26 protein-coding genes are annotated in these 24772 nt (G+C 55.7%); 10 read left to right on the forward strand and 16 right to left on the reverse strand.

The features are described 5' to 3' along the window. Window positions 1-127: 127 nt before the first annotated feature. Together AC1UKS_RS04185 and AC1UKS_RS04190 are read left to right on the forward strand one after the other, a co-directional pair. Entirely contained in the window at window positions 128-1342 is a 1215-nt protein-coding gene (locus AC1UKS_RS04185) for a Tm-1-like ATP-binding domain-containing protein (RefSeq protein ID WP_482435911.1), read from the forward strand. A gap of 2 nt (window positions 1343-1344) precedes the next feature. Further along, a complete protein-coding gene (locus AC1UKS_RS04190) occupies window positions 1345-2172 on the forward strand; it encodes a phosphoenolpyruvate hydrolase family protein (protein ID WP_013203698.1) in 828 nt (275 codons plus the stop codon). Between the two features lie 76 nt (window positions 2173-2248). Here AC1UKS_RS04190 and mltC read toward each other — a convergent pair whose 3' ends face one another. The 3 genes from mltC to mutY are packed head-to-tail and all read right to left on the reverse strand — an operon-like array spanning window position 2249 to window position 4740. Continuing rightward, entirely contained in the window at window positions 2249-3328 is a 1080-nt protein-coding gene (gene mltC, locus AC1UKS_RS04195) for a membrane-bound lytic murein transglycosylase MltC (RefSeq protein ID WP_265908520.1), read from the reverse strand. Window positions 3329-3379: 51 nt separating this feature from the next. After that, a complete protein-coding gene (locus AC1UKS_RS04200; RefSeq protein WP_013203695.1) occupies window positions 3380-3652 on the reverse strand; it encodes an oxidative damage protection protein in 273 nt (90 codons plus the stop codon). Further along, window positions 3652-4740: an A/G-specific adenine glycosylase gene (gene mutY, locus AC1UKS_RS04205; protein ID WP_482435913.1), complete on the reverse strand. Its 1089-nt coding sequence runs from the start codon at window positions 4738-4740 to the stop codon at window positions 3652-3654. The genes AC1UKS_RS04200 and mutY overlap by 1 nt, the downstream gene beginning before the upstream one ends. Window positions 4741-4891: 151 nt before the next feature. Here mutY and trmB point away from each other — a divergent pair, with 151 nt between their 5' ends. The 3 genes from trmB to AC1UKS_RS04220 all read left to right on the forward strand — a co-directional run bounded on the left by trmB (window position 4892) and on the right by AC1UKS_RS04220 (window position 6748). Next, window positions 4892-5611 carry a tRNA (guanosine(46)-N7)-methyltransferase TrmB gene (gene trmB / locus AC1UKS_RS04210; protein ID WP_053143598.1) on the forward strand — a complete coding sequence of 240 codons (720 nt, stop codon included), beginning with the start codon at window positions 4892-4894 and terminating at the stop codon, window positions 5609-5611. Continuing rightward, window positions 5611-5937, forward strand: coding sequence for a YggL family protein (locus AC1UKS_RS04215; RefSeq protein ID WP_013203692.1), 327 nt, complete (start codon window positions 5611-5613; stop codon window positions 5935-5937). Before trmB ends, AC1UKS_RS04215 begins: the two co-directional genes overlap by 1 nt. A gap of 97 nt (window positions 5938-6034) precedes the next feature. Beyond that, complete coding sequence (locus AC1UKS_RS04220) at window positions 6035-6748, forward strand: YggN family protein (RefSeq protein ID WP_265908525.1); 714 nt, start codon at window positions 6035-6037, stop codon at window positions 6746-6748. 55 nt (window positions 6749-6803) lie between these two features. Here the strand turns inward: AC1UKS_RS04220 and hemW are convergent, their stop codons facing one another. From hemW to AC1UKS_RS04240, 4 genes are read right to left on the reverse strand one after another with little or no spacing between them, the layout of a single operon-like run. Continuing rightward, window positions 6804-7952: a radical SAM family heme chaperone HemW gene (gene hemW / locus AC1UKS_RS04225; protein ID WP_482435914.1), complete on the reverse strand. Its 1149-nt coding sequence runs from the start codon at window positions 7950-7952 to the stop codon at window positions 6804-6806. Then, window positions 7945-8538: an XTP/dITP diphosphatase gene (locus AC1UKS_RS04230; RefSeq protein WP_482435916.1), complete on the reverse strand. Its 594-nt coding sequence runs from the start codon at window positions 8536-8538 to the stop codon at window positions 7945-7947. Before AC1UKS_RS04230 ends, hemW begins: the two co-directional genes overlap by 8 nt. Window positions 8539-8559: 21 nt before the next feature. After that, a complete protein-coding gene (locus AC1UKS_RS04235) occupies window positions 8560-9114 on the reverse strand; it encodes a YggT family protein (RefSeq protein WP_482435917.1) in 555 nt (184 codons plus the stop codon). 8 nt (window positions 9115-9122) lie between these two features. After that, window positions 9123-9830, reverse strand: a complete 708-nt coding sequence (locus tag AC1UKS_RS04240) for a YggS family pyridoxal phosphate-dependent enzyme (protein WP_265908530.1) — start codon at window positions 9828-9830, stop codon at window positions 9123-9125. Window positions 9831-9846: 16 nt separating this feature from the next. Between AC1UKS_RS04240 and AC1UKS_RS04245 the strand changes: the two genes are divergently transcribed. Continuing rightward, on the forward strand, window positions 9847-10854 hold the full coding sequence (locus tag AC1UKS_RS04245; protein ID WP_482435918.1) for a type IV pilus twitching motility protein PilT: 1008 nt from the start codon (window positions 9847-9849) through the stop codon (window positions 10852-10854). 16 nt (window positions 10855-10870) lie between these two features. On the opposite strand, the gene ruvX is transcribed toward AC1UKS_RS04245, so the two are convergent. From ruvX to metK, 8 genes are all read right to left on the reverse strand, one after another. Next, complete coding sequence (ruvX, locus tag AC1UKS_RS04250) at window positions 10871-11293, reverse strand: Holliday junction resolvase RuvX (protein WP_013203685.1); 423 nt, start codon at window positions 11291-11293, stop codon at window positions 10871-10873. After that, window positions 11293-11856 carry a YqgE/AlgH family protein gene (locus tag AC1UKS_RS04255; protein ID WP_013203684.1) on the reverse strand — a complete coding sequence of 188 codons (564 nt, stop codon included), beginning with the start codon at window positions 11854-11856 and terminating at the stop codon, window positions 11293-11295. Before AC1UKS_RS04255 ends, ruvX begins: the two co-directional genes overlap by 1 nt. 94 nt (window positions 11857-11950) lie before the next feature. After that, entirely contained in the window at window positions 11951-12895 is a 945-nt protein-coding gene (gene gshB, locus AC1UKS_RS04260; RefSeq protein ID WP_482435919.1) for a glutathione synthase, read from the reverse strand. A 39-nt stretch (window positions 12896-12934) separates the two neighbouring features. Then, window positions 12935-13666 (reverse strand): 16S rRNA (uracil(1498)-N(3))-methyltransferase, encoded by a 732-nt coding sequence (rsmE, locus tag AC1UKS_RS04265; protein ID WP_265908535.1) that lies wholly within the window; start codon window positions 13664-13666, stop codon window positions 12935-12937. Window positions 13667-13740: 74 nt separating this feature from the next. Continuing rightward, entirely contained in the window at window positions 13741-14454 is a 714-nt protein-coding gene (gene endA / locus AC1UKS_RS04270; RefSeq protein ID WP_482435920.1) for a deoxyribonuclease I, read from the reverse strand. A 105-nt stretch (window positions 14455-14559) separates the two neighbouring features. Beyond that, on the reverse strand, window positions 14560-15084 hold the full coding sequence (locus tag AC1UKS_RS04275) for a SprT family zinc-dependent metalloprotease (protein WP_482435921.1): 525 nt from the start codon (window positions 15082-15084) through the stop codon (window positions 14560-14562). A 69-nt stretch (window positions 15085-15153) separates the two neighbouring features. Beyond that, entirely contained in the window at window positions 15154-16551 is a 1398-nt protein-coding gene (locus tag AC1UKS_RS04280) for a sugar porter family MFS transporter (protein ID WP_013203679.1), read from the reverse strand. A 413-nt stretch (window positions 16552-16964) separates the two neighbouring features. Next, on the reverse strand, window positions 16965-18119 hold the full coding sequence (metK, locus tag AC1UKS_RS04285) for a methionine adenosyltransferase (RefSeq protein ID WP_013203678.1): 1155 nt from the start codon (window positions 18117-18119) through the stop codon (window positions 16965-16967). 337 nt (window positions 18120-18456) lie between these two features. On the opposite strand from metK, the gene AC1UKS_RS04290 reads away from it, so the two are divergent. From AC1UKS_RS04290 to speB, 3 genes are all read left to right on the forward strand, one after another. Next, the gene (locus AC1UKS_RS04290) at window positions 18457-18558 is read left to right on the forward strand and encodes a virulence promoting factor (RefSeq protein ID WP_225309839.1); all 102 of its coding nucleotides are present in this window, start codon (window positions 18457-18459) and stop codon (window positions 18556-18558) included. Further along, on the forward strand, window positions 18551-20527 hold the full coding sequence (gene speA / locus AC1UKS_RS04295; RefSeq protein ID WP_053143608.1) for a biosynthetic arginine decarboxylase: 1977 nt from the start codon (window positions 18551-18553) through the stop codon (window positions 20525-20527). The genes AC1UKS_RS04290 and speA overlap by 8 nt, the downstream gene beginning before the upstream one ends. A 151-nt stretch (window positions 20528-20678) precedes the next feature. Next, window positions 20679-21599, forward strand: coding sequence for an agmatinase (speB, locus tag AC1UKS_RS04300; protein ID WP_151036622.1), 921 nt, complete (start codon window positions 20679-20681; stop codon window positions 21597-21599). Window positions 21600-21661: 62 nt separating this feature from the next. On the opposite strand, the gene loiP is transcribed toward speB, so the two are convergent. Next, window positions 21662-22414: a metalloprotease LoiP gene (gene loiP, locus AC1UKS_RS04305; RefSeq protein WP_013203675.1), complete on the reverse strand. Its 753-nt coding sequence runs from the start codon at window positions 22412-22414 to the stop codon at window positions 21662-21664. 284 nt (window positions 22415-22698) lie between these two features. Here loiP and tkt point away from each other — a divergent pair, with 284 nt between their 5' ends. Continuing rightward, window positions 22699-24690, forward strand: coding sequence for a transketolase (gene tkt, locus AC1UKS_RS04310; RefSeq protein WP_265908539.1), 1992 nt, complete (start codon window positions 22699-22701; stop codon window positions 24688-24690). Window positions 24691-24772: the final 82 nt, after the last annotated feature.

Below are 24772 nucleotides of genomic sequence, written 5' to 3' on the forward strand. Positions count from 1 at the left end.
TACCAATAATGAAGGTGGTACTGTAATCTCGTGGCCTTGAAAATAATGAGGCGTACAGGTTATGTACGTTTTTACTACTGGTTTTTCAAGTTCTTATTTCGTCTGATAACAGGGTGTTGTTACGACTATGAGTATAAACGCAGGTTATATCTACGCTGTTGCTACAGCAGATACTAAAGGAAGGGAACTGTTTTACGTCAGTGACTGCATCGCCAAAACCGGTGCAGACGTGTTAACAGTTGATCTGTCAACTCAACCAGTTATGCCTTCTGAAGCGGATTTCCCCCCGGAACTGATCGCCGACTTCCATCCCGATGGACGCAACGCCGTGTTCTGCGGCGACCGCGGCAGAGCCATTGATGCAATGGCGCTGGCATTTAAGAATTTCCTCAGCAAAAGAAGCGACCTGCTCGGCGTGATTGGTTTGGGCGGATCCGGCGGAACGGCGCTGATCACCCCGGCGATGCAGGCACTGCCCATCGGCATCCCGAAAGTGATGGTTTCTACCATGGCCTCCGGCGACGTCTCAGGCTATGTCGGCGCCAGCGATATCACCATGCTGAATTCCGTGACCGATGTGGCGGGCCTGAACCGCATTTCCCGTCGGGTGCTGGCCAACGCCGCCCACCAGGTTGCGGGTGCCGTGTTGTGGGACGTCGAAGAGGATCCGAATGAAAATCCGGCGCTGGGGCTGACCATGTTCGGCGTCACCACGCCCTGCATTCAGCACGTCAGCGCCGCGCTGGAAAAGGACTATGACTGCGTGGTGTTCCACGCCACCGGCAGCGGCGGCATGGCGATGGAAAAACTCACCGCCAGCTATATGCTGTCCGGCCTGCTCGATCTGACCACCACCGAAGTCTGCGACCTGCTGTTTGGTGGCGTGCTGGCTTGTGATGATACCCGCTTTGATGCGCTGGCCAGTTCAGAAGCGCCCTGCGTCATCTCCTGCGGCGCGCTGGATATGGTCAACTTCGGCCATGCCGACAGCGTGCCGGAAAAATATGCCGACCGTCTCTTCTATCATCACAATGCGCAGGTTACGCTGATGCGCACCACGGTTGAGGAGAATGTGGCGCTGGCAACCTGGATCGCCGCCAAGTTGAACCGGTGTCAGGGAAAAATTGTCTTCCTGATCCCGGAAGGCGGATTCTCGGCACTGGATGCGCCAGGCCAGGCATTCTGGTCTCCGGACGCCGATCGGGCATTTATCACCACGCTGGAAGACCGTTTAGTGCAGACGGCAAAGCGTAAAATACTTCGCGTACCCTATAACATTAACGACCGGGAATTTGCACAGATTGCTGTGGAGCAGTTCCGCCAACTGGCAAAGGAGTACTGAGAATGGCTTTTACCCGTCAGGAAATACTGACAAAATTTAACCAGATGATTGCCCGCCGCGAGCCGATTATCGGCGGCGGTGCCGGCACCGGCCTTTCTGCGAAATGCGAAGAGGCAGGCGGCATCGATCTTATCGTCATTTACAACTCAGGCCGTTATCGCATGGCAGGACGCGGCTCGCTGGCCGGACTGCTGGCCTACGGTAACGCCAATGAGATTGTGGTGGATATGGCGAAGGAAGTGCTGCCGGTGGTGAAAAACACCCCGGTTCTGGCCGGCGTCAACGGCACCGATCCGTTTTGCCAGTTCGACCGTTTTCTGGACGAGCTGAAAGCGCTGGGCTTTTCGGGCGTGCAAAACTTCCCGACCGTCGGGCTGATCGATGGTAACTTCCGCGCCAATCTGGAAGAGACCGGCATGGGCTACGGCCTGGAAGTCGATATGATCCGTCTGGCGCACCAGAAAGAGATGCTGACCACGCCGTATGTGTTCAGCGAAGCCGATGCCATCGCCATGACCGAAGCCGGTGCCGATATTATCGTGCCGCATATGGGGCTGACCACCGGCGGGAATATTGGTGCAGAAACCGCGCTGAAGTTAGCGGATTGCGTGCCGCTGATTAATCAGTGGGCCACGGCGGCAAAAAGCGTGCGGGAAAACGTCATTGTGCTGTGTCACGGCGGGCCGATTTCCAGCCCGGAAGACGCCCAGTACATTCTGGATAACTGCCCGCAGTGCGACGGTTTTTACGGTGCCAGCTCAATGGAGCGTCTGCCAACCGAAACCGCACTGACCGACACCACAAAACAATTCAAAAATATCAGTCGTTAATTTTTGCCCACAGCAGGGCGTATCAACTATAAAAAAGGGCAGCCCTTACGGAGCTGCCCTTTTTTTTGCCTCAGCATCAGTACGAGTGGTAGCTCTTCTGCGCGCTGCTCACTTTATACAGATAACGACGGGATTCCGCTGACGGATGGTTGGTGGTCAGCGTCTGATACACCTCGGCTGGCGACAGATTGTTGATGGTGTTAAACGCCCGCGTTTTATCGCTGGAGAACACTTTCAACACGCTGCCCGCGCCACCGTTGTAGGCAGTGATCACCGCATAACGCCGCGAGGTTGGGTTGGTGATCCCGGCCAGATAGCTACCCTGCAGGATCGACAGATAGGCGGTACCGGCATCAATGTTGTTTTCCGGATCCAGCAGATAGCTGCGGCTCGGCTTGCCCCATTTGCCCTTCATGCGGAACACGTCAACTCCGGCGGTATGCTGCACCACCTGCATCAGTCCGAGCGCGTCGGCATTACTGACCGCATACGGGTTAAAGCTCGATTCAATCTGCATAATCGCCAGGATCAGCGACTGATCGACGCCATACTTCGCGGAGGCTTCGCGCACCATCGGCAGGTATTTATGAGCACGCTTATCCAGATGGTTGGGCACCATCGGAATGGTGATCGAGTAGATCACATGCAGCCCGGAGGTGCGGCGTTGCAGCTTGTTCTGGATCAGATAGTCCGCAAAGGTGGCCGCACGGCCTTGCCAGCGGATCGCCTGGCCGGTGTTATCCAGCACCTGACCGTAAAGCAGCGGCTCGGTACCGAGCTTAATATCATTGGCATCCGAGTACAGATCGACATTCCCCGGATCGTCACCGATCAACAGGGTGGTGATGATCGCCTGACGCAGGCTGGTCATCGGATCGGTCCCGGCAATGGTCTCAATGGTGATCGATCCAGACTCAAAGTTGATGTGGCTGCGGGTGTAATATTGATCGCTGTACTTCACGTAATCTTTGGGGCCGGCGATCAGCACTTCGTTGATGCCCCAGATATTCTCGATGTTATGGGCAAACTGTCCCATCAGAATATCGAATCCGTTGGTGTCTTTAACCCACTCTTCGTGGAAAGCCGGCTTTTTGTTGCCTGAGCAGGAAATCAGCAGCGGCGCTATTACCAGCAAACTAAGGAGTTTCTTATTCATGTTGTCGTGCTTCGCCCACATTGTGAGGGCCTCATCTGTGAGGCCCAACGATTATTCTTCTGGCGGGGTGTAACCTTCGATATGGACCTCATGCCCTTCAAACAGGAATTTAATCATCTCCTGCTCAAGCTGCTTACGATCGTCGGGGTTCATCATGCTGAGCTTCTTCTCATTGATCAGCATGGTTTGTTTGCTCATCCACTGTGACCAGGCTTCTTTCGAAATCTCATTATAGATACGTTTACCCGTCTCACCCGGATACAGCTGGAAATCCTGCCCTTCGGCGTCACGTTGCAGGAACGTGCAAAAAATCATTCGGCTCATTACTCTTCCTCTTCTGTCGCGCGGATGTTCAGCGCTTTCTGTTGTGGCTGACGCAGCTGTTGTAACAGGCGTTCCACCGGCGCGGCCAGCCCAACGGACTGTGGCTGCGCTAAGTTATACCAGAGACCAGCGCCTTCATCCATTACCGCGCCTGCCGGAGGCAGTTCCAGCCACATTGGCACAATATCCAGGTGGAAATGGCTGAAGGTGTGACGAAACGCGATGCTCTGTTGCAGGGGTGCGCCATCAATGCGTTTGTCGCTCAGCCACTGTTGCAGCTCGGGCAGGGTAGTAAACTGCGGGAAACAAAACAGCCCACCCCAAAGGCCGACCGGTGGGCGCTGTTCCAGCCAGACCTCCTGATCCTGCTGCATCATCAACAGCCAGCCGGTGCGCACCGGCAGCGTCTGCTTTGGCTTCTTGCCGGGGTAACTGGCCCAGCTGCCGTTGGCATAGGCGATGCAGCCCAGATTCAGCGGGCAGATTTCGCATTTGGGTTTTGAGCGGGTGCAGACCATCGCCCCTAAATCCATCATCGCCTGATTAAACTGGCTGACGCCTTCTGCTGGAGTGACCTCTTCGCTGATCTCCCACAGACGCTTCTCGACCTCTTTTTTGCCCGGCCAGCCGGAGACGGCATAGCAGCGGGCCAACACGCGCTTAACGTTGCCGTCGAGGATTGGATAATGCTGCCCGAGAGATAAAGAGAGGATCGCGCCGGCGGTCGACCGGCCGACGCCGGGCAAATCCATCACCTCGTCAAAGGTCTGGGGGAAAATGCCGTTGTGCTTCTCCGCCACCGTTTTCGCCGCTTTATGCAGATTGCGCGCGCGGGCGTAATAACCGAGGCCGGTCCATAAATGCAGAACTTCATCCAGCGGGGCGTTGGCTAAATCGCTGATTTCAGGGAAGCGCGCCATAAAGCGTTCGAAATAAGGGATCACCGTCGCGACCTGCGTTTGCTGCAACATCACTTCCGAAAGCCAGACTTTATACGGCGTTTTTTCCAGCTGCCAGGGCAGAGTTTTGCGGCCAAAGCGCTGATACCACTCCAGTACCTGCCGTGAGAACTGCGGCGCTTGCATCATGTCAGAGAAATATCCTGGATAAGTGAAAATCAGGCTGGGATTCCAGCACAGACCAACTATGCTGTAAACCGGAAGTTACCGGGGCTTGCTTAACCGCTGTAACTTTGCATAATGCCCCCTTTCCAGAGATTGCAGACCAGCAGGCAGAAATATGAAGAATGATGTCATTTCCCCGGAGTTTGATGAGAACGGTCGCCCAATGCGCCGTATTCGCAGCTTCGTTCGTCGTCAGGGTCGTCTGACGAAAGGCCAGCAGCACGCGCTGGACAATTACTGGCCGGTAATGGGTGTTGAGTATCAGCCTGAACCTGTTGATCTGGTCAGCTTATTTGGCCGTGAATCACCGGTGGTGCTGGAGATCGGTTTCGGCATGGGGGCTTCTCTGGTCACCATGGCGCAGAATAATCCGGCCCAGGACTTCCTCGGAATTGAAGTGCATTCACCTGGCGTCGGCGCTTGCCTGAGCAGCGCGCAGGAAGCCGGCGTGGAGAATCTTCGCGTGATGTGCCACGATGCGGTCGACGTGTTAGAGAAGATGATCCCGGATAATTCACTGCGTATGGTGCAGCTGTTCTTCCCGGACCCGTGGCACAAAGCGCGTCATAACAAACGCCGTATCGTGCAGGCCCCGTTTGCCGAGCTGGTGATGCGCAAGCTGAAGCTGGGCGGCGTGTTCCATATGGCTACCGACTGGGAAGCCTATGCCGAGCACATGCTGGAAGTGATGAACAGCATTGCTGGCTATAAAAACCAGTCAGAAACACAAGACTACGTGCCGCGCCCAGAGTCGCGTCCGTTAACGAAATTTGAGCAGCGTGGCCAGCGTCTTGGTCACGGTGTTTGGGATCTGATGTTTGAGAGGATTAAATAATGGCTACCCAACGCAGTCGTCGCCTACGCAAGAAAATGCATATCGATGAGTTTCAGGAATTAGGTTTCTCAATTGGTTTCTCCTTCCCGGAAGGCACCAGCGAAGAGACCATCGACAAGAGTGTTGATGCGCTGATCGAAGAAGTGATCGACCCGAACGGCCTGGCCTTTGATGGCAGTGGCTACCTGCACTGGGAAGGTTTGATTTGCCTGCAGCAGACCGGCAAATGCACCGATGAGCACCGCGAGCTGGTGCGCAAATGGCTGGAAGAACGTAAGCTGAACAACATTCAGGTCACCGAACTTTTCGATGTTTGGTGGGACTAAGTCAGTATCCCTCGTCGCATCTGAAAGGATGTCGGGATAAACGGATGTTTGTTAGGGCCACGCATGCGTGGCCTTTTCTTTCTCAGGAGAATGCAAAATGCGTAAAGCGATGATGGTGGCAGCGCTGTTGCTGGCAGCGGGTCAGGCTCAGGCTGACTATCAATGTAGCGTGAAACCCCAGGATGACATCGTGATCTCCCCGCAGACTGTGCAGGTAGTGGGTGCCAGCGGCAATCTGGTGATCACCCCAACCGGCGACGTGCAGCGCAACGGCCAGGCGGCGACGGTTGATACCGCCACGCGCCAGAAGGCGATTGATTACCAGACCGCATTACGTCGTGATTTGCCGTGGATCGATCAGGGTGCACGTCAGCGTCTGGAAAAAGGCCGCGTTGCGCTGGATAAAGTGATTGTTGAAAAGCTCGGGCAGGACAGCAACGTGCGTAACCGTCTGACCTCGCTGGATACGCAGCTGAAACAGCAGATGAACCGGATTATTGAGCATCGCAGCGATGGGCTGACCTTCCATCATCAGGCCATCGATCAGGTGCGCAAAGATGGCGAGGCGCTGGTGCAGAGTGCGATGGGCGGCGTGGTGCAGGACAGCCTGAACGAGATGGGCAGCAAACAGGCCGGTAACGGCGGGAATCCGCTGCAGGCGCTGATGGGCAATCTCGGCGGTTTGCAGCAGTCTTTACAGGAAGAGTGGAAAGGGCAGGAGCAGGATTTCCAGAACTTCGGTCATGAAGTCTGCAACCGGGTGACGGTGCTGGAAGATCAGCGCCAGGCGATGATTGCCGGCCTGAAGTAAGCCGAACCTTGCACGATAAAAAAACGCCTGATGAAGCTCATCAGGCGTTTTGTTTTTATGGCGCCTCGTCTTCTGCGAGGAACAGCTCAAGCAGCGAGTTGAGGAACAGCTTCCCTTTCTCCGTCACCTGCCAGCTTTCCGCCGTTTCCGTCAGATAGCCTTCGCCGAGGGCCTGATTGATTTGCGGGCGGATGCTGCTCTCATCCAGGCCGGTATACAGCGGATATTCGGCACGTGGCGCCGCTTCCAGCAAGCGGAAGCGGTTCATAAAGAATTCGAACGGCTTGTCGCTGTCGCTGACGTCCTGCTGACGGTCGAGATATTTTCCAGCCATAAAACCGCGAGGATGGCGGGTTTTGGTGGTGCGGATAATGCGGCCATCGGTCTGGGTCAGCTTGCCGTGCGCGCCACAGCCAATCCCTAAGTAGTCACCAAAGCGCCAGTAGTTGAGGTTATGCTCACAGCGATAACCCGGTTTGGCATAGGCCGAGGTTTCATACTGTACATAACCTGCCGCCGTCAGCAGCCGATCGCCCTGTTCGAAGATATCCCACAGCGCGTCGTCATCCGGCAGTTTTGGCGGACGTGAGGCAAACAGCGTGTTGGGTTCGATAGTCAGCTGATACCACGACAGATGCGGTGGGTTCAGCGCAATCGCCTGGCGTAAATCGTCCAGCGCCTCTTCAAGGGACTGATCCGGCAATCCGTGCATCAAATCGAGGTTAAAGCTACGCAGATTCAAATCTGTTGCCAGATGAGCCGCGCGCTTTGCTTCTTCCGGGCCGTGAATGCGTCCCAAACGCTCCAGTTTCTGCGCGCTGAAACTCTGCACCCCAATTGAGATGCGGTTGATTCCGGCGCGCTGGTAGCCACTGAAGCGGTCTGCTTCCACGGCACCGGGATTGGCTTCCATGGTGATTTCCGCCGCGGCAGAAAGTGGCAGGCGGGCGCGAACGCCATCCAGCAACATCTGCATGGCTTCACTGCTTAACAAACTGGGCGTACCGCCGCCGATGAAAATGGTGCTGACTTCACGCCCGGAGGTCAGGTGAAGATCGGCATCCAGATCCGCCAACAGATGCTGCACGTACTCTTCATGCGGCACGTCCCCTTTCAGCGCGTGCGAATTGAAGTCGCAGTAGGGGCACTTCTGCACGCACCAGGGAATATGGATATACAGACTGAGTGGCGGCAGCTTACGCATTGCGCATCGCTTCCAGCAGCAGCGTCATGGCTTTGCCACGATGGGAAACCGCGTGCTTCTCAGCTTTGGTCATCTCACCGGCGGTTTTACCCAGCTCAGGTACAAAGAAGATCGGGTCATAGCCGAAGCCGCCTTCGCCCACCGCGCTGCGGGTAATTTCACCCTGCCAGCTGCCATGGAACACCAGTGGCATCGGGTCTTCTGCGTGACGCAGATAAACCAGCACGCAATGGAACTGCGCCTGACGCTTATCGTCAGGCACGTTTTCAAGCGAAGCTAACAGCTTCAGCAGATTCTGCCGATCGCTGGCATCTTCCCCGGCATAGCGCGCCGAGTAAATGCCCGGTGAGCCGCCCAGCGCATCGACCGCCAGCCCGGAGTCATCGGCAATTGCCGGCAGGCCGGTGATCGCCGCCGCATGACGCGCTTTCAGGATGGCGTTTTCAATAAACGTCAGGCCAGTCTCTTCAGCTGACTCCACGCCCAGTTCGGTTTGCGCCACAATGTCGAGGCCAAAGGCGGCCAGTAAATCAGCCATTTCACGAACTTTGCCGGGGTTGCCGGTGGCGAGCACTACTTTTTGCATATCAGGTCCAGAATTTTCAGGTTACAGCAGATACCAGAGGCCCGGGAACAGGTCCATGCCCAGGTAGTTCAGCATATAGAGGATCAAAATCACTACCATGGCCGAGAAGTCGATACCGCCCATCGCGGGCAGTATCCGGCGGATAGGGGACATCAGCGGCTCGGTCAGTTGAATCAGCACCTGATCCACCGGGCCACGGCCCTGGCTGATCCAGCTCATCAGTGAACGGATGATGATCACCCAGAACACCAGGTTGCCCGCTGACTTCAGCAGCGATAACAGACCCACCAGCAGATTCATCGGGTCAACCGAGAAGGCACCCACCTGAATCAGCAATAAAATCGGGTATTTCAGCGTCGTCAGCACAAACGCCAGCAACAGTGACGCGGTATCTATCGGGCCAATGGAGGGCAGGATCCGTCGCAACGGTTTCACCACCGGTTGGGTAATTTTAACGACAAACTGCGCCAGTGGGTTATAGAAATCGGCTCGTGACCACTGCATCCAGATACGTAATAACAGCACCATTACGTACAGGTCGATCAGGGTTTTGACCAGGAAAGTCAACGTCAGCATGGGGTTCCTCAGTTATTGTTGTGAGCGGCGCTGTAATCACGCGCGCCAAAAATAGCGGTGCCAATGCGCACCATGGTACTGCCTGCCGCGATTGCAGCATCCATATCGTCGCTCATTCCCAGAGAAAGCGTATCGACAGCGGGATAGTCTTTTTTCAGTGCGTTAAACGCCTCTGCCATCTGCTGACACACCGCTAACTGCCGCGAATACTCTGCTTCGGGTGCCGGAATGGCCATCAGTCCACGCAGCGTTAAGCGCGGCAGCAGGGCGATCTCTTTTGCCAGTTCGCTCAGCGCCTCCAGCATGATGCCAGATTTACTGTTTTCGTCACTGATGTTTATCTGAATCAGCACATTCAGCGACGGCAAATCAGCCGGACGCTGCTCGTTAAGCCGGGTGGCAATTTTCAGCCGGTCAACGGTGTGGCACCAGCCAAAGTTCTCCGCCACCAGTCGGCTCTTGTTGGATTGCAGCGGACCAATAAAGTGCCACTCCAGGGCGGAATTCCCCAGTGCCAGGATCTTATCCACGCCTTCCTGCACGTAGTTTTCACCAAAACACCGCTGGCCCGCAGCAATAGCTTCTTCGACCGCGCTCTGGGGTTTTGTTTTGCTGACTGCAAGCAAAGTAATCTCTGCCGGATCGCGCCCGCACTTTGCGGCTGCCGCGGAGATTCGCTCGCGGACTTGCTGTAGGTTGTGCTGAATCGAGGTCATAGTCAGGGAGTATTATATGGATATTGAGGACATGGTGGCCCTTAGTGTAAAGCATAACGCCTCGGATCTGCACCTTTGCAGTGGGCATTCTCCATTCTGGCGCCGTTGCGGCCAACTGGAGCCGATCGGCGCTTCACCGTTGGTCACCAGCGCGATGCTGGAAAGCCATGCGCGGCACTGGCTGACCGACGCCCAGCAGGCGGCATTCGCAGAGGCCGGGCAGCTGGATTTTGCCCTGACCATGGCGGACGGAACGCGGCTGCGTGCCAACCTGTTCCGCCAGCGGCAGGGGCTTTCGCTGGCGTTGCGGGCGATCGCAAGCGAAAGCCCGGATATGGCTGCGCTAAAGCTGCCGGAGATCACCCGCTCGCTGCTTCAGCTGCAGGCCGGGCTGGTGCTGGTCACCGGGGCTACCGGCAGCGGAAAGTCGACCACGCTGGCGTCAATGATTGCCGCCATCAACCAACAGCAGGCGCGGCATATTCTGACGCTGGAAGATCCCATCGAGTTTCTGCATCACAGCCAACGCTCGCTGATCCAGCAGCGCGAAATAGGCACGCATTGCGCGTCGTTCAGTGCAGGGTTGCGCAGTGCGCTACGTGAAGATCCTGACGTTATCCTGCTGGGCGAACTGCGCGACGGCGATACCATTCAGCAGGCATTAACCGCCGCGGAAACCGGGCATCTGGTGCTGGCAACGCTGCATACGCGAGGTGCAACGCAGGCCGTGGATCGGCTGGTGGATGTGTTTCCGGGAGCGGAGAAAAACCTGATCCGCAGCCAGCTGGCCGGGAGCCTGAAAGCGGTGATCGCGCAACGGCTGGAGCCGGAAGGCGAGGGCCGCATCGCACTGTTCGAGGTGTTGGTGAATACGCCAGCGGTCGCGAATCTGATCCGTGAGGGCAAAACCCATCAGCTTGGCGGATTAGTGGAAACGGGATCGCAGGTCGGCATGCAAACCTTTGCTCAGTGCCTCAGGCAGAGGCAACAAGCGGGAATGCTGCTCCAGCTGGCATGGGATTAAGGGGGATTGTGCGACCTCAGGACCAGCTGTTTTCAAACCAGCTTTCGAGGATGATCACCGCGGACAGGGAGTCGACGCTGCCTTTACTCAGGGCACGAAAACCCCCGCGCTCGAACAGCTCGGCGCGGGCTTCTACCGTGCTCAGGCGCTCGTCATGAAGGTCAACCTGCACGCCAAAACGGCCATGAATGCGGTTGGCAAACTTACGTGCCCGGGCCGTCAGCGGTTGCTCGGTGCCGTCCATGTTCAGCGGCAGTCCAACCACCACGCGATCGGGTTCCCACTCTTTCAACAACGCTTCAATCTTGTTCCAGTCTGGCGTGCCGTCCTGGGCCTTCAATGCCGCCAACGGCCTGGCGGTGCCGGTTAACTGTTGGCCGATCGCGACGCCGATGCTTTTGGTACCAAAATCAAACGCAAGTAAGGTCATATGGCTCATCAGGCGTGACCTGCATCGCTGGCGATATTGTGAATATCCACGCCGATGCTTTTTGCCGCTTCACGCCAGCGTTCAGCGATCGGGGTTTTGAACAGGATATTGCTGTTGGCAGGGGTGGTGAGCCAGGCATTTTCCAGCAGCTCACTTTCCAGCTGGTCTTTTTCCCAGGCGCAATAACCCAACGCGACCAGCACGTCTTTTGGCTGCTCCGGGGTTCCCAACGTTTCCAGCACGTCACGGGAGGTGGTGATCACCGTGTTGTCAGAAACACGAATGCTGGAGGCAAAGGTACGCTGGGCTGAATGCAGGATAAAACCACGATCTTCCGCCAGCGGGCCGCCAGAAAAGACCGGCTTGTCGAGTTTGACCTCGGCTTCGCGTGGGGTAGGGCTGATTTTTAGCTTCTTGAGAATGCCGTCAACGGTCAGATTGTCCATTGGCTTATTCACAATCACACCCATTGCCCCATCATCATTGTGCTCGCAGATGTAAACCACCGAGCGCTTAAACAACGGGTCTTGCAGCGTGGGCATCGCAATCAAAAAATGATGCTGTAAATTCATATCAGGATTCTGTAGTAGGGTTAACCGCCCAGGGCTGGCGCCCCGGGCGTAATTAACGGGTTAATAAAGGGGCCCGTTGACCCCATTCGACCTGTCAGGCCAGACGCTTTTCAATTGCGTCCATCAGCATACCAGTAATTGAAACCGGGAATGCTGCCTCGATCTCACGGATGCAGGTTGGGCTGGTGACGTTAATTTCGGTCAGCTTGTCGCCAATGATGTCCAGACCGACAAAAATCAGTCCTTTGGCTTTCAGCGTTGGGCCAACGCGACGGGCAATTTCCCAGTCGCTTTCGGTCAGCGGGCGGGCTTCGCCACGGCCACCGGCCGCCAGATTGCCACGGGTTTCGCCGGACTTTGGAATACGTGCCAGGCAGTAAGGCACCGGCTCGCCATCGACAACCAGCACGCGCTTATCGCCTTCGGTGATCGCCGGGATGTAGTTTTGCGCCATGCAGTAGAAGTTGCCGTGCTCGGTCAGGGTTTCAATGATCACTGACAGATTCGGGTCTTCTTTCTTGATGCGGAAAATTGACGCGCCGCCCATGCCGTCCAGCGGCTTAAGGATGATGTCGCCATGCTCCTGCCAGAATTCGCGGATCTTCTGCGCACTGCGCGTCACCAGCGTGTCTGGCGTCAGCTCGGCAAACCAGGCGGTGAACAGCTTTTCGTTACAGTCGCGCAGGCTCTGCGGCTTGTTGACGATCAGCGTGCCTTTTTCCTCTGCACGTTCAAGGATGTAGGTGGCGTAGATGAATTCGGTATCGAACGGTGGATCCTTGCGCATTAATACCACGTTCAGATCGGCCAGCGCGATGTCCTGCTCGCTGCCGAAGTCGAACCACTTGTCGTAGTTCTGCTCCACGCGCAGGGTGCGGGTGCGCGCACGCGCTTCGCCGCCACGCAGGTAGAGATCGTTCATTTCCATGTAATGAATTTCGTACCCACGGCGCTGTGCTTCCAGCAACATGGCGAAGCTGCTGTCTTTTTTAATATTGATGGAGGTAATCGGGTCCATCACAATGCCAAGCTTAATCATTATTGCTTCTCCAGTGAGCTCTTTTTCTTTGCGGATGGGTTAGCCCAAATCGCCAAACCGGACCTGCAGGGCGGTAATCGCCGTCAGGGCCGTTGTTTCTGTTCTGAGCACTCTTGGGCCTAACAGAATATCTGTAAAGCCATATTGTGCTGTCATGCTGATTTCATCAGCGGTTAAGCCGCCTTCCGGGCCAATCAGCAGGCGTACCCGTTCAACGGGCAGCGGCAGAGTGTTGATGCTCTGGCTGGCGCGGGGATGCAGGTTCAGCTTTAAGCCAGCGTCCTGCTCGGCGCTCCAGCGCTCCAGCATCATCGCTTCACGCACCTCAGGCACGCTATTTCTGCCGCACTGTTCACAGGCAGCAATCACAATTTTTTGCCATTGCTGGTGTTTTTTCGCCAGCCGCTCAGCATCAAGCTTTACGCCACAGCGCTCAGAAAACAAGGGGGTGATCACATTTACCCCAAGTTCCACCGCCTTCTGAATGGTGAACTCCATCTTCTCCCCACGCGACATCACCTGGCCTAAATGCAGGTGAAGCGGGGATTCACGGCTATCTTCGCGGCTTTCGCCGAGGGAAACGCGGACGCTTTTTTTGTCGGCCTGCACGATCTCAGCGGCAAAAGTCAGATTACTGCCATCGAACAATTCCAGGGCCTGTCCGGCACCCATTCGCAACACGCGGCCAACGTGGTTAGCGGCCTCGTCGCAGAGAGCAATCTCGCTGCCCGCGGTAAGCAATTCGGGATGAAAAATGCGGGGTATACGCATGGAAATCCTGATAAATGTTAGCGGCCGGAAAACAGATCCGGCCTGAAGATGGGCTCTAGTTTAGGTCAGTGATTTTACCGCTGGCAAGCTTGCTGTACATAGGGATTGTGGTTGCCCTGTACGCGCGCGATGCGATTGTCCCGTTCGCACTCCCATGAACTGACCGGATACTGCTTGTTCCAGACCGTCATCAGCTGGGTTTGCTGCCTGGACATGTCGATCTGATAGCGATCGCGCATATAGAACCAGGTGCGGGCAATGGCGCCGCGCGCACGTGCAGGGGGCTCGGCCTGTTTGTTTTTGAAATCGATCTTCATTTCACACTGACCATAGTGGCGCTCGCCGCCGTTCCACTGGCTGTACATAAAGTTCCCACGGTCGCCATTCACTTCGCCAATCGAAGGCTGAAGGTTGTGCAGATCGGTCTCTATCTGGCGGTAACCGGCATCTTTCGCGCACTGTTTACGGCCGCCATTTTGCCAGCATTGACGCTGGTGGCCGAACGTCCAGGCCGGCACCACGTGTTCCCACTCGATGCGTTTCGCCCGGTTGGCATTTTTACGCACCTGATAGCCACAGGAGGCGAGGTCAGGCACGCCTTTTTTCCCTTTCCAGTGGATTTTACAGCCGCAATAGAACGATCCTGGCGCATCGGCGTTGATTTGAGCCGCATATTCTTTGGCCTGACCAAAGCTGTTCTGGTGATAGTTATCCAGGCTGAGGCCGTGAGCGAAAAAAGTCGGTAAAAACAGGGAGAGTGACAAGCAGTAAAAAATTTTGCGAAGCATGTTGCGGGCCTGGCCTGATAAACGAGGCGGCGAGAGTAACAGATGCGATTCGCTTCGGGAAATCAGTGCCAGAAAATCAGCGGGTTATTGCTGAATAATTGGCCATCAGGACGATTTTTCGGATTGTTGGAACTCACCGGGAGAGAGCCGATCGCCGCAGCGGACGCAGCGATACTCGCTTTCGCCCCTGACGACACGGTTATGGCGGCGTACCGTCAGCTGATGCTGCTGACAGCCACAACGGTAGGGGAAAGAGCGACTGCGTACCGATTCAATCTCAAACTTGTGTGTGCGCTGCGCCGGCACATCCAGAATGCTTTCCATCATCCACTTCCACTCTTTACCGTGCGGTGCGACCCGGCCAAAGTGTTTCCACACCAGTAGATGCGCCAGTTCATGGGGCACCACTTCATCAATAAAAGCCTGCTGATTTTCCAGTAACAGCACCGGATTCAGGCGGATCTCCCAATGTTGCAGCCACGCGGTGCCCGCTGCCGTGCCGCGTTGTTGGTAGACCAACGTCGGTTCAGGGTAGCTGCGTTCCAGGCGATGGTTTGCCAGCTGCAATTTTTCACGCAGTGAGCGCATCACGGCTTGTTGCAGGGCAATGGGAAGTCTGAGGGATTTCATACGGCAGAGAATACGATGTGGCAGGGGGGAATTCAATAAAGCTGGCCGGGTTTCCCCGGCCAGAGAGTCTTAGTCACGATGACCGATATCGCGCAGCTTCTTGCCGCCCAACAGGTTACGTTCAATGTGTTCCAGCGAAATACCTTTGGTTTCCGGGATCAGCACGATGGTCAGAATGATAAACAGCACGTTCAGACCGGCGTAAACCCAGAAGGTGTTCGCGTTGCCCAGGGTGTTGAGCATGGTCAGGAAGGTGGCGCCGACAATCATGTTGGCAATCCAGTTGGTTGCCGTAGACACGGTGATACCGAAATCGCGGCCTTTCAGCGGCTGAATTTCAGAACACAGAACCCAGATCAACGGGCCGGCACTCATCGCAAAACCGATGATGAACATCAGCAGCATGGCGATAGCGAAGTACTGACCGGTTGAAGAGTGGATGCCCACGTGCAGCATGGTGCCGAGGATACCCATACCGACCGCCATCACCAGGAAGCCCAGTTTCAGCGTTGGCTTACGGCCCCAGCGGTCAACCAGACCGATAGCAATAAAGGTCGCCAGTACGTTAACCAGACCCACAATCACCGTGCCCCACATCTGCTCGGTAGTGTTGGTGAAGCCCGCAATTTCAAAAATCTTCGGCGCGTAATACATGATGACGTTCATCCCGGTGAACTGCTGCATGATCTGCAGAAGCACGCCCAGGTAAACCGCGCGACGGAAATTGCTGTTGCCTTTGAACAGGCTCCAGCCGGACTGTTTGATCTTCAGGCTTTCACGGATTTCGTCCAGCTCGCGTTTCGCTTGCTCGCTGGTGTCACGCAGACGGTCCAGTACGCGCTGAGCGGTACGGAAATCGCCTTTAGCAGCCAGCCAGCGTGGGCTGTTCGGCAGGAAGCAAACGCCAACCAGCAGCAGCGCGGCCGGGATGGTGATCACGCCCAGCATCCAACGCCATTCGCCGGTGTAGCTGAATGCGGTATCAGACAGATACGCACCCAGAATACCGATGGTGATCATCAGCTGGTACAGGGAAATCATACTGCCGCGAATCTTCTCAGGTGCGATCTCAGAGAGGTACAGCGGCGCGGTATAGGAGGCAACGCCGACGGCCAGACCCAGCAGAACGCGGGCGAAGATCAGCATTTCCGGGTTGGATGACATCGCTGACCACAGCGAACCAATCACAAACAGAATGGCACCGATCATCAGGCTTTTTTTACGGCCCAGACGGGAAGACATCCAGCCGCTACCAACGGCACCGACGGCGGCACCAAACATCATCGAGCTGACGATCCACTCCTGCTGATGTGCGGTAACGTTAAAATCTTTCGCGATGAATGGCAGGGCACCGGCGATAACGCCGATATCCAGACCAAACAGCAGGCCGGCCAGTGCTGCGAGGAAACAAACAAAGAAGGTCATCGCCTTGTTTGATGTCCTGCTCTTTTTCTTATTATCAGGCATAACGCCTCCATTAAAGTGGTACTGCTTATTGTTGTTATAAATGTTAGAAAACCTTTGCCCACAAGACTGTGCTGCAGATCACATTGGTGTAATCGGTTACACACCAGATCATTCCTAAATGCAGCATTTTCACGCGCGCTTACGCTTTATAACCAGTTAGTCATAGTAGTAAATAGTTTCACTTAGTTCCCGAGTGCCCTTCTATCAGACAGCGCTGAAAATAGCGCATTAGGCTACAAGTTGTTAAGAGAGTTAATTCTTAATTATCAGATATTCGTAAATATTTCTGAGTGTAACCGTTAACAATCAACGCGTCTGAAGCCAAAAAAAGTGTAGACAGCGATGGTTATTCCGCCAGCGTCAGACAGCAAAAAGGGCACCCACCGGGTGCCCTGAGTCCTGCAAGCTGGTGCTTACTTGAGGCCAGCAGCTTCACGCAGCTGTGCAGCCTTGTCGGTTTTTTCCCAAGGGAAATGTTCACGGCCGAAGTGACCGTATGCCGCGGTCTCGCGGTACATCGGATGCAGCAGGTCCAGCATCTGAATCAGGCCGTATGGACGCAGGTCGAAGAACTCGCGCACCAGCAGCGTCAGCTGCTCGGTAGAGACTTTCTCAGTACCGAAAGTTTCAACCATGATGGAAGTCGGTTCAGCCACGCCAATCGCGTAGGAAACCTGAATCTCACAACGGTCAGCCAGGCCAGCCGCAACGATGTTTTTCGCCACATAGCGCGCTGCATACGCCGCTGAACGGTCAACCTTAGACGGATCCTTACCGGAGAACGCACCGCCGCCGTGACGCGCCATGCCGCCGTAGGTATCCACGATGATTTTACGACCCGTCAGACCACAGTCGCCCATTGGGCCACCGATGACGAAACGGCCCGTCGGGTTAATGTGGTATTTGGTGCTGGCGTTGATCCACTCTGCTGGCAGAACCGGCTTGATGATCTCTTCCATCACCGCTTCCTGCAGATCTTTCAGCGAGATATCTTCAGCGTGCTGAGTAGACAGAACCACGGCATCAATACCGACGATTTTGCCATCGTCATACTGGAAAGTGATCTGGCTTTTTGCATCCGGGCGCAGCCATGGCAGGGTGCCATTTTTACGCACTTCAGCCTGACGCTGAACCAGACGGTGAGCATAGGTCACCGGCGCAGGCATCAGCACATCAGTTTCGTTAGTGGCATAACCAAACATCAGACCCTGGTCGCCCGCACCCTGTTCCAGAGGATCGGTGCGGTCTACGCCCTGGTTGATATCAGGTGACTGTTTACCGATGGCGTTCAGTACGGCACAAGAGTTGGCATCAAAGCCCATATCGGAATGGACATAACCGATTTCGCGTACGGTGTTACGGGTGATCTCTTCAATATCGACCCAGGCCGACGTGGTGATTTCACCACCGACCAGCACCATGCCGGTTTTCACATACGTTTCGCACGCGACACGTGCTTTCGGATCCTGCTCGAGGATGGCATCGAGCACAGCATCAGAAATCTGGTCGGCGATTTTATCAGGATGTCCTTCTGAGACGGACTCGGAAGTGAAAAGGTGTTTAGCCATTAATTCTTTACCTTACTGAATACGGGTTGATAACGACTGCATAGCGCTAAAGACTGTTTGCCAGTTCTCACCGGCTTCGGTTCCCAGCGCCCCCTCAGGCAAAGCCATGAGCAGTACATAACAGGTGACGCTTAGAAGTTAACCATTTAGATGGATTAACATCTGGACGGCTATTTTAGGTCACTCATTAATCGGATTGCCAGCCTTTTTTCTTTAAAGCTTTTTTCAGCTCAGGTAAAAAGTGGAACATTTTCATGACAGGCTTCTCATTCCGCACATTAAGGAATTGCATAATGTTATACTTGAGAGACCGATTGGCGCGGCCTTTCAGCGTTTTATGCTGAATATCCCGCTCGCCGATGGCTTGTTGTTGCGGGTTATCCCTGCGATAGTAGTTAACTGTTCCGCATCACTGAAATTTGAGGCTCGCAATGTCTGACGACATTAAGACAATGAAGGGTTCGTCAGCTGGCGAACAAGGTGGACTCCGCTCGATGCAGGAGGTGGCCATGAGCGATCAAGAAGCCAGCAAGATGCTGCGCACCTACAATATTGCCTGGTGGGGTAATAACTACTACGACGTCAATGAGTTAGGGCACGTCAGCGTCTGTCCGAATCCGGACGTCCCGGAAGCCCGGGTCGACCTGGCGAAGCTGGTTAAAGAGCGCGAGGCCGAAGGCCAGCGTCTGCCAGCCTTGTTCTGCTTCCCGCAGATCCTGCAGCACCGTCTGCGTTCGATTAACGCCGCGTTCAAACGCGCGCGGGAATCTTACGGCTATCGCGGCGATTACTTCCTGGTCTATCCGATTAAGGTTAACCAGCACAAACGCGTTATCGAATCGCTGATCAACTCCGGCGAGCCGCTGGGGCTGGAAGCCGGTTCGAAAGCCGAGCTGATGGCGGTACTGGCTCACGCCGGTCAGACCCGCTCGGTGATTGTCTGTAACGGCTATAAAGACCGTGAATACATTCGTCTGGCGCTGATCGGCGAAAAGATGGGCCACAAGGTCTATCTGGTGCTGGAAAAAATGACCGAAGTGAAGCTGGTGCTGGAAGAGGCGGAACGTCTGAACGTGGTGCCGCGTCTCGGTATCCGTGCGCGTCTGGCGTCTCAGGGCTCCGGTAAATGGCAGTCTAGCGGCGGCGAAAAATCCAAGTTTGGTCTGTCGGCGACGCAGGTGCTGAAGCTGGTCGATATCATGCGTGAAGCTGGCCGGATGGAAAGCCTGCAGCTGCTGCATTTCCACCTCGGTTCGCAGATGTCCAATATTCGCGACATCGCCACCGGCGTGCGTGAATCGGCCCGTTTCTATGTTGAGCTGGCTAAACTTGGCGTCAACATTCAGTGCTTCGATGTCGGCGGCGGTTTGGGCGTGGACTATGAAGGAACGCGTTCGCAGTCTGACTGCTCCGTTAACTACGGCCTGAACGAATATGCCAACAACGTGATTTGGGCGATCGGCGATGCCTGCGAAGAGCACAATCTGCCGCACCCAACGGTGATCACCGAGTCTGGTCGTGCCGTCACGGCGCACCACACCGTGCTGGTGTCGAACATCATCGGCGTTGAGCGTAACGAATTCAGCGAGCCACAGACCCCGTCTGCGGACTCGCCACGTCCGATCGTCAGCATGTGGGATACCTGGCAGGAGATGCATCAGCCAAACAACCGTCGCTCGCTGCGCGAATGGCTGCATGACAGCCAGATGGATCTGTTTGATATTCATACCGGCTACTCGCAGGGCACCTATGACCTGACGCAGCGCGCCTGGGCTGAGCAGCTTTATCTGAGCATCTGCCACTATATTCAGCAGCATCTTGACCCGACCAACCGCGCGCACCGTCCAATCATCGACGAACTGCAGGAGCGGATGGCAGACAAGATTTACGTCAACTTCTCGCTGTTCCAGTCGATGCCGGATGCCTGGGGTATCGATCAGCTGTTCCCGGTGCTGCCGCTGGAAGGGCTGAACAAGTCGCCTGAACGTCGCGCGGTGCTGCTGGACATCACCTGTGACTCCGATGGCACCATCGATCACTACGTTGATGGCGATGGCATTGCCACCACCATGCCGATGCCGCAGTACGATGTGGATAATCCTCCGATGCTCGGCTTCTTTATGGTCGGCGCTTACCAGGAAATCCTCGGCAACATGCACAACCTGTTCGGCGATACCGAAGCGGTGGATGTGTTTGCCTATGCCGATGGCCGCGTCGACGTGCATCTGTCTGACGAAGGCGACACCGTTGCTGACATGCTGGAATACGTGCAGCTGGATCCGCAGGAGCTGCTGACGCACTTCCGCAACCAGCTTAAAGAGAGCGATCTGGACGAAGAGCTGCGCGCGCAGTTCCTCGAAGAGTTCGAATCTGGCTTGTACGGCTACACTTATCTGGAAGACGAATAAGCTGGACGAGTTGACCACGCCGATGGTGGGCGTGGCAATTCTCCGCAAAGTCCCTTCCTCGTCGGGTTTAACGACGCGGTGGGGATTTTTTTTATCTCTGTTTCAGCCGAAAGCTGGCCTGGTCCGGCTTCACAGTTAAAGAGGATTTGGTATGAATAACACCCTGGGCAACCAGTACGACAACTCGCTGGTGTCAAACGCCTTTGGTTTTATGCGTTTTCCGGTCAACTTCCAGCCTTACGACAGCGATGCTGAGTGGGTGATCACCGGTATTCCTTTCGATGCCGCGACCTCCGGTCGTCCTGGCAGCCGCCTGGGCCCTGGCGCGATCCGTCAGATCTCCACTAACCTGGCGTGGGAAGGCTGCCGCTGGCCGTGGAACTTCGATCTGCGTCAGCGTTTAAAGGTGATTGACTGCGGTGACCTGGTGTACGCCTTTGGCGATTCTCAGGATCTGACCGACAAGCTGCAGGCGCATGCCGAGAAGCTGCTGGCCAACGGCAAGCGTATGCTGACCTTCGGTGGCGATCACTACGTGACGCTGCCGCTGCTGCGCGCTCATGCTAAATACTTCGGTAAGATGGCGCTGGTGCATTTTGATGCCCATACCGATACCTATTCCAACGGCCCGACCTTCGATCACGGCACCATGTTCCACCATGCGCCGAAGGAAGGCCTGATCGATCCGGCACACTCGGTGCAGATCGGTATCCGTACCGAGTTTGATGCCTCACTGGGCTTCAACGTGCTGGATGCGGCGCAGGTCAACGACCGCAGTGTTGATGACATCCTCGCTCAGGTGAAGCAGATCGTCGGCGATATGCCGGTTTATCTGACCTTCGATATCGACTGCCTCGATCCGGCGCATGCGCCAGGCACCGGCACGCCGGTAATTGGCGGTCTGACCACCGATAAAGCCACCAAGCTGGTGCGCGGTCTGCAGGGGCTGAACATCGTCGGGATGGATCTGGTGGAAGTCGCACCGGGCTATGACCAGTCGGATCTGACCGCTCTGGCTGCCGCCACGCTGGCGCTGGATATGCTGCATGTTCAGGCCGTTAACAAAGGCTAGTTTTACAGCCGAAATGAGAAGGGCGCCTGATATGGGCGCCCTTTTTTTATGGCAACACGCGGTTATTTACCGGCAGCGATACGCTCTTTAATGTGCTGAGCGCGCGCTTCGGAAGCCGGGTGGGAGTCAAACATCGAGCTTTGATGGCTGCCTTCCAGTTTCGCCAGTTTTTCGAAGCTGGTGACCAGGCCGTTAGGATCGATGTTGCGTTTTTTCATCAGGTCGAAAGAGTAATCATCTGCCTGTGATTCCTGCTTCTGCGAGAACTGCGCGTTAACCAGTTTCTCACCCAGGTCTGCAAGCTGCGACTGGGACAGCGTCCCGGCGATGCCGCCCACGGAGCCAATGGCGGTACGGGCAGCGGTGGTGCTGTAAGCAACCTGCATCGCGCGACGGCTATGGCCTAGTGCCACGTGGCCCATTTCATGGCCCAGCACACCCTCGACTTCATTGTCGGTCATCATATCCATCAATCCGCTGTAAACGCGGATACAGCCGTTCGCCATCGCCCAGGCATTGACGTCTTTGGTGATGTACACCTTGTAGTTGGCCGGCGTGCCGTTGATATTGTCACCCAGCGCAGCGGAGATTTTCGCCAGGCGCTGCGCATACGGGCTGGAGTCGGGCGCAATTTGCGCTTCGCTATCCATCTGCGCACAGGATTTCACGCTGAGTTCTTTGACCTGTTCATCGCTAATGGTGGCGGCCTGGTAGGCCTGCGCACCAGACTGCATCAGCGCATTGCTATCTACTCCCTGACAACCAGAAAGTGCGGTAATCAGTCCCAGAGAAACGAAAGAGAGGGGTAATTTCATATTATTTCATCCATCAGTAACAAGGTAATAAAAACAAGTACCTGCCAAACCGGCAGAAAAAAACGCTGCTTATAAAGAGAGCGTTATAACGTGCGCATCTACGAATGCATAGTGGTTATAGCCCCAAACCGCAAGTTTACGCCTGCTATTTTGCACGTTTCGCCATGTACAGCAGACCCGTCTTTCATGTACATTGAGGGTCGACTTTTACAACTTTGCCTGATAACTCATTGATTAAAATAGGTTAAGGACGGCGAAGCGTTTAATCCGACCTGGAGTAGAACATGTCTTCTCGTAAAGAGCTTGCTAACGCCATTCGCGCATTAAGTATGGATGCGGTACAAAAAGCCAAATCTGGCCACCCTGGCGCCCCGATGGGCATGGCAGATATCGCCGAAGTATTGTGGCGTGAATTTCTGAACCATAACCCAACGAATCCACTGTGGGCCGATCGCGACCGCTTCGTGCTGTCGAACGGTCACGGCTCCATGCTGATCTACAGCCTGTTGCACCTCACCGGCTACGATCTGCCGATTGCTGAGCTGGCAAACTTCCGTCAGCTGCACTCTAAAACTCCAGGTCACCCGGAATTCGGTTACACCGCAGGCGTGGAAACCACTACCGGCCCACTGGGTCAGGGCGTGGCTAACGCCGTAGGTATGGCCATTGCCGAGCGCACGATGGCGGCGCAGTTCAACCGTCCGGGTCACGATGTTGTTGACCATAACACCTATGTGTTTATGGGTGACGGCTGCATGATGGAAGGTATCTCCCACGAAGTGTGCTCGCTGGCGGGTACGCTGAAGCTGGGCAAACTGGTTGCCTTCTATGATGACAACGGTATCTCAATCGACGGTCACATTGACGGTTGGTTCACTGACGACACCGCCAAGCGTTTCGAAGCTTACGGCTGGCACGTGGTGCGCGGTGTTGATGGTCATGATGCCGCAGCGATCAAGCAAGCGGTTGAAGAAGCGAAAGCAGTTAGCGACAAGCCTTCCCTGTTGATGTGCAAAACCGTGATCGGTTTTGGTTCACCAAACAAAGCCGGTACCCACGATTCACACGGCGCACCGCTGGGTGATGACGAAGTGGCACTCACCCGTAAGCAGCTGGGCTGGAACCACGCGCCGTTTGAAATCCCACAGGATATCTACGCGCAGTGGGATGCGAAAGAAGCCGGTCAGGCAAAAGAAGCCAGCTGGAACGAGAAGTTCGCGGCTTATGCTAAAGCTCACCCGGAGCTGGCGGCAGAATTCAAACGTCGCATGGGTAACGAGCTGCCGGCTAACTGGCAGGCTGAGTCGCAGAAGTTTATCGAACAGCTGCAGGCTAACCCAGCAAAAATTGCCAGCCGTAAAGCGTCGCAAAACACGCTGGAAGCCTTCGGTAAACTGCTGCCAGAATACCTGGGCGGCTCGGCTGACCTGGCGCCAAGCAACCTGACTATGTGGTCTGGTTCTAAGCCAATCAACGACGATCTGGCCGGTAACTACATCCATTACGGTGTGCGTGAATTCGGTATGACCGCCATCGCTAACGGCATCACGCTGCACGGCGGCTTCCTGCCCTACACCGCGACCTTCCTGATGTTTGTTGAATACGCGCGTAACGCTGCGCGTATGGCTGCACTGATGAAAATCCGTCAGGTGATGGTCTATACCCACGACTCCATCGGTCTGGGCGAAGATGGCCCAACGCATCAGCCGGTTGAGCAGATGGCCAGCCTGCGCGTGACGCCGAACATGAGCCTGTGGCGTCCATGTGACCAGGTTGAATCTGCGGTTGCCTGGAAATACGCAATCGAGCGCTTCGACGGCCCAACGGCACTGATCTTCTCCCGTCAGAACCTGGCGCAGCAGGATCGTACCGCTGAGCAGCTGGCCAATGTGGCGCGCGGTGGTTACGTATTGAAAGACTGTGATGGTCAGCCGGAAATCATCCTGATCGCAACCGGTTCAGAAGTTGAACTGGCGGTGGGCGCGTATGACAAGCTGACCTCCGAAGGCCGTAAGGCGCGCGTAGTCTCGATGCCGTCTACCGATGCCTTCGACAAACAGGATGCCGCTTACCGTGAAGCGGTTCTGCCGAAAGCGGTCAGCGCCCGTGTGGCGATTGAAGCCGGTATCGCAGATTACTGGTTCAAATACACCGGTCTGAACGGTGCAATCGTCGGTATGACCACCTTTGGTGAGTCAGCGCCTGCCGAGCAGCTGTTTGAGATGTTTGGCTTCACCGTGGATAACGTTGTCGCTAAAGCGAAAGAACTGCTGTAAGCCCAGCGGGGCGGGATTGCTTCCGCCCCGTTTTCACTTTTCCGCCGTCATCCCCGGCCGTGGAATTTTCCAAATCTGTGAC

The organism is Erwinia sp. AK-PDG3-5 (assembly GCF_056821705.1).

What these genes read in the sequence shown, in the direction of transcription:
- AC1UKS_RS04240 (WP_265908530.1), bottom strand. Translation starts at nt 9,830, where the DNA reads ATGACCTCGATTCAGCACAACCTACAGCAAGTCCGCGAGCGAATCTCC.
- AC1UKS_RS04290 (WP_225309839.1), top strand. Translation starts at nt 18,457, where the DNA reads ATGCTGAATATCCCGCTCGCCGATGGCTTGTTGTTGCGGGTTATCCCT.
- AC1UKS_RS04245 (WP_482435918.1), top strand. Translation starts at nt 9,847, where the DNA reads ATGGATATTGAGGACATGGTGGCCCTTAGTGTAAAGCATAACGCCTCG.
- AC1UKS_RS04200 (WP_013203695.1), bottom strand. Translation starts at nt 3,652, where the DNA reads ATGAGCCGAATGATTTTTTGCACGTTCCTGCAACGTGACGCCGAAGGG.
- hemW (WP_482435914.1), bottom strand. Translation starts at nt 7,952, where the DNA reads ATGCGTAAGCTGCCGCCACTCAGTCTGTATATCCATATTCCCTGGTGC.
- metK (WP_013203678.1), bottom strand. Translation starts at nt 18,119, where the DNA reads ATGGCTAAACACCTTTTCACTTCCGAGTCCGTCTCAGAAGGACATCCT.
- speB (WP_151036622.1), top strand. Translation starts at nt 20,679, where the DNA reads ATGAATAACACCCTGGGCAACCAGTACGACAACTCGCTGGTGTCAAAC.
- loiP (WP_013203675.1), bottom strand. Translation starts at nt 22,414, where the DNA reads ATGAAATTACCCCTCTCTTTCGTTTCTCTGGGACTGATTACCGCACTT.
- gshB (WP_482435919.1), bottom strand. Translation starts at nt 12,895, where the DNA reads ATGATTAAGCTTGGCATTGTGATGGACCCGATTACCTCCATCAATATT.
- AC1UKS_RS04185 (WP_482435911.1), top strand. Translation starts at nt 128, where the DNA reads ATGAGTATAAACGCAGGTTATATCTACGCTGTTGCTACAGCAGATACT.
- AC1UKS_RS04255 (WP_013203684.1), bottom strand. Translation starts at nt 11,856, where the DNA reads ATGAATTTACAGCATCATTTTTTGATTGCGATGCCCACGCTGCAAGAC.
- AC1UKS_RS04280 (WP_013203679.1), bottom strand. Translation starts at nt 16,551, where the DNA reads ATGCCTGATAATAAGAAAAAGAGCAGGACATCAAACAAGGCGATGACC.
- AC1UKS_RS04275 (WP_482435921.1), bottom strand. Translation starts at nt 15,084, where the DNA reads ATGAAATCCCTCAGACTTCCCATTGCCCTGCAACAAGCCGTGATGCGC.
- AC1UKS_RS04235 (WP_482435917.1), bottom strand. Translation starts at nt 9,114, where the DNA reads ATGCTGACGTTGACTTTCCTGGTCAAAACCCTGATCGACCTGTACGTA.
- endA (WP_482435920.1), bottom strand. Translation starts at nt 14,454, where the DNA reads ATGCTTCGCAAAATTTTTTACTGCTTGTCACTCTCCCTGTTTTTACCG.
- AC1UKS_RS04215 (WP_013203692.1), top strand. Translation starts at nt 5,611, where the DNA reads ATGGCTACCCAACGCAGTCGTCGCCTACGCAAGAAAATGCATATCGAT.
- mutY (WP_482435913.1), bottom strand. Translation starts at nt 4,740, where the DNA reads ATGATGCAAGCGCCGCAGTTCTCACGGCAGGTACTGGAGTGGTATCAG.
- trmB (WP_053143598.1), top strand. Translation starts at nt 4,892, where the DNA reads ATGAAGAATGATGTCATTTCCCCGGAGTTTGATGAGAACGGTCGCCCA.
- rsmE (WP_265908535.1), bottom strand. Translation starts at nt 13,666, where the DNA reads ATGCGTATACCCCGCATTTTTCATCCCGAATTGCTTACCGCGGGCAGC.
- mltC (WP_265908520.1), bottom strand. Translation starts at nt 3,328, where the DNA reads ATGAATAAGAAACTCCTTAGTTTGCTGGTAATAGCGCCGCTGCTGATT.
- AC1UKS_RS04220 (WP_265908525.1), top strand. Translation starts at nt 6,035, where the DNA reads ATGCGTAAAGCGATGATGGTGGCAGCGCTGTTGCTGGCAGCGGGTCAG.
- ruvX (WP_013203685.1), bottom strand. Translation starts at nt 11,293, where the DNA reads ATGAGCCATATGACCTTACTTGCGTTTGATTTTGGTACCAAAAGCATC.
- AC1UKS_RS04190 (WP_013203698.1), top strand. Translation starts at nt 1,345, where the DNA reads ATGGCTTTTACCCGTCAGGAAATACTGACAAAATTTAACCAGATGATT.
- AC1UKS_RS04230 (WP_482435916.1), bottom strand. Translation starts at nt 8,538, where the DNA reads ATGCAAAAAGTAGTGCTCGCCACCGGCAACCCCGGCAAAGTTCGTGAA.
- speA (WP_053143608.1), top strand. Translation starts at nt 18,551, where the DNA reads ATGTCTGACGACATTAAGACAATGAAGGGTTCGTCAGCTGGCGAACAA.
- tkt (WP_265908539.1), top strand. Translation starts at nt 22,699, where the DNA reads ATGTCTTCTCGTAAAGAGCTTGCTAACGCCATTCGCGCATTAAGTATG.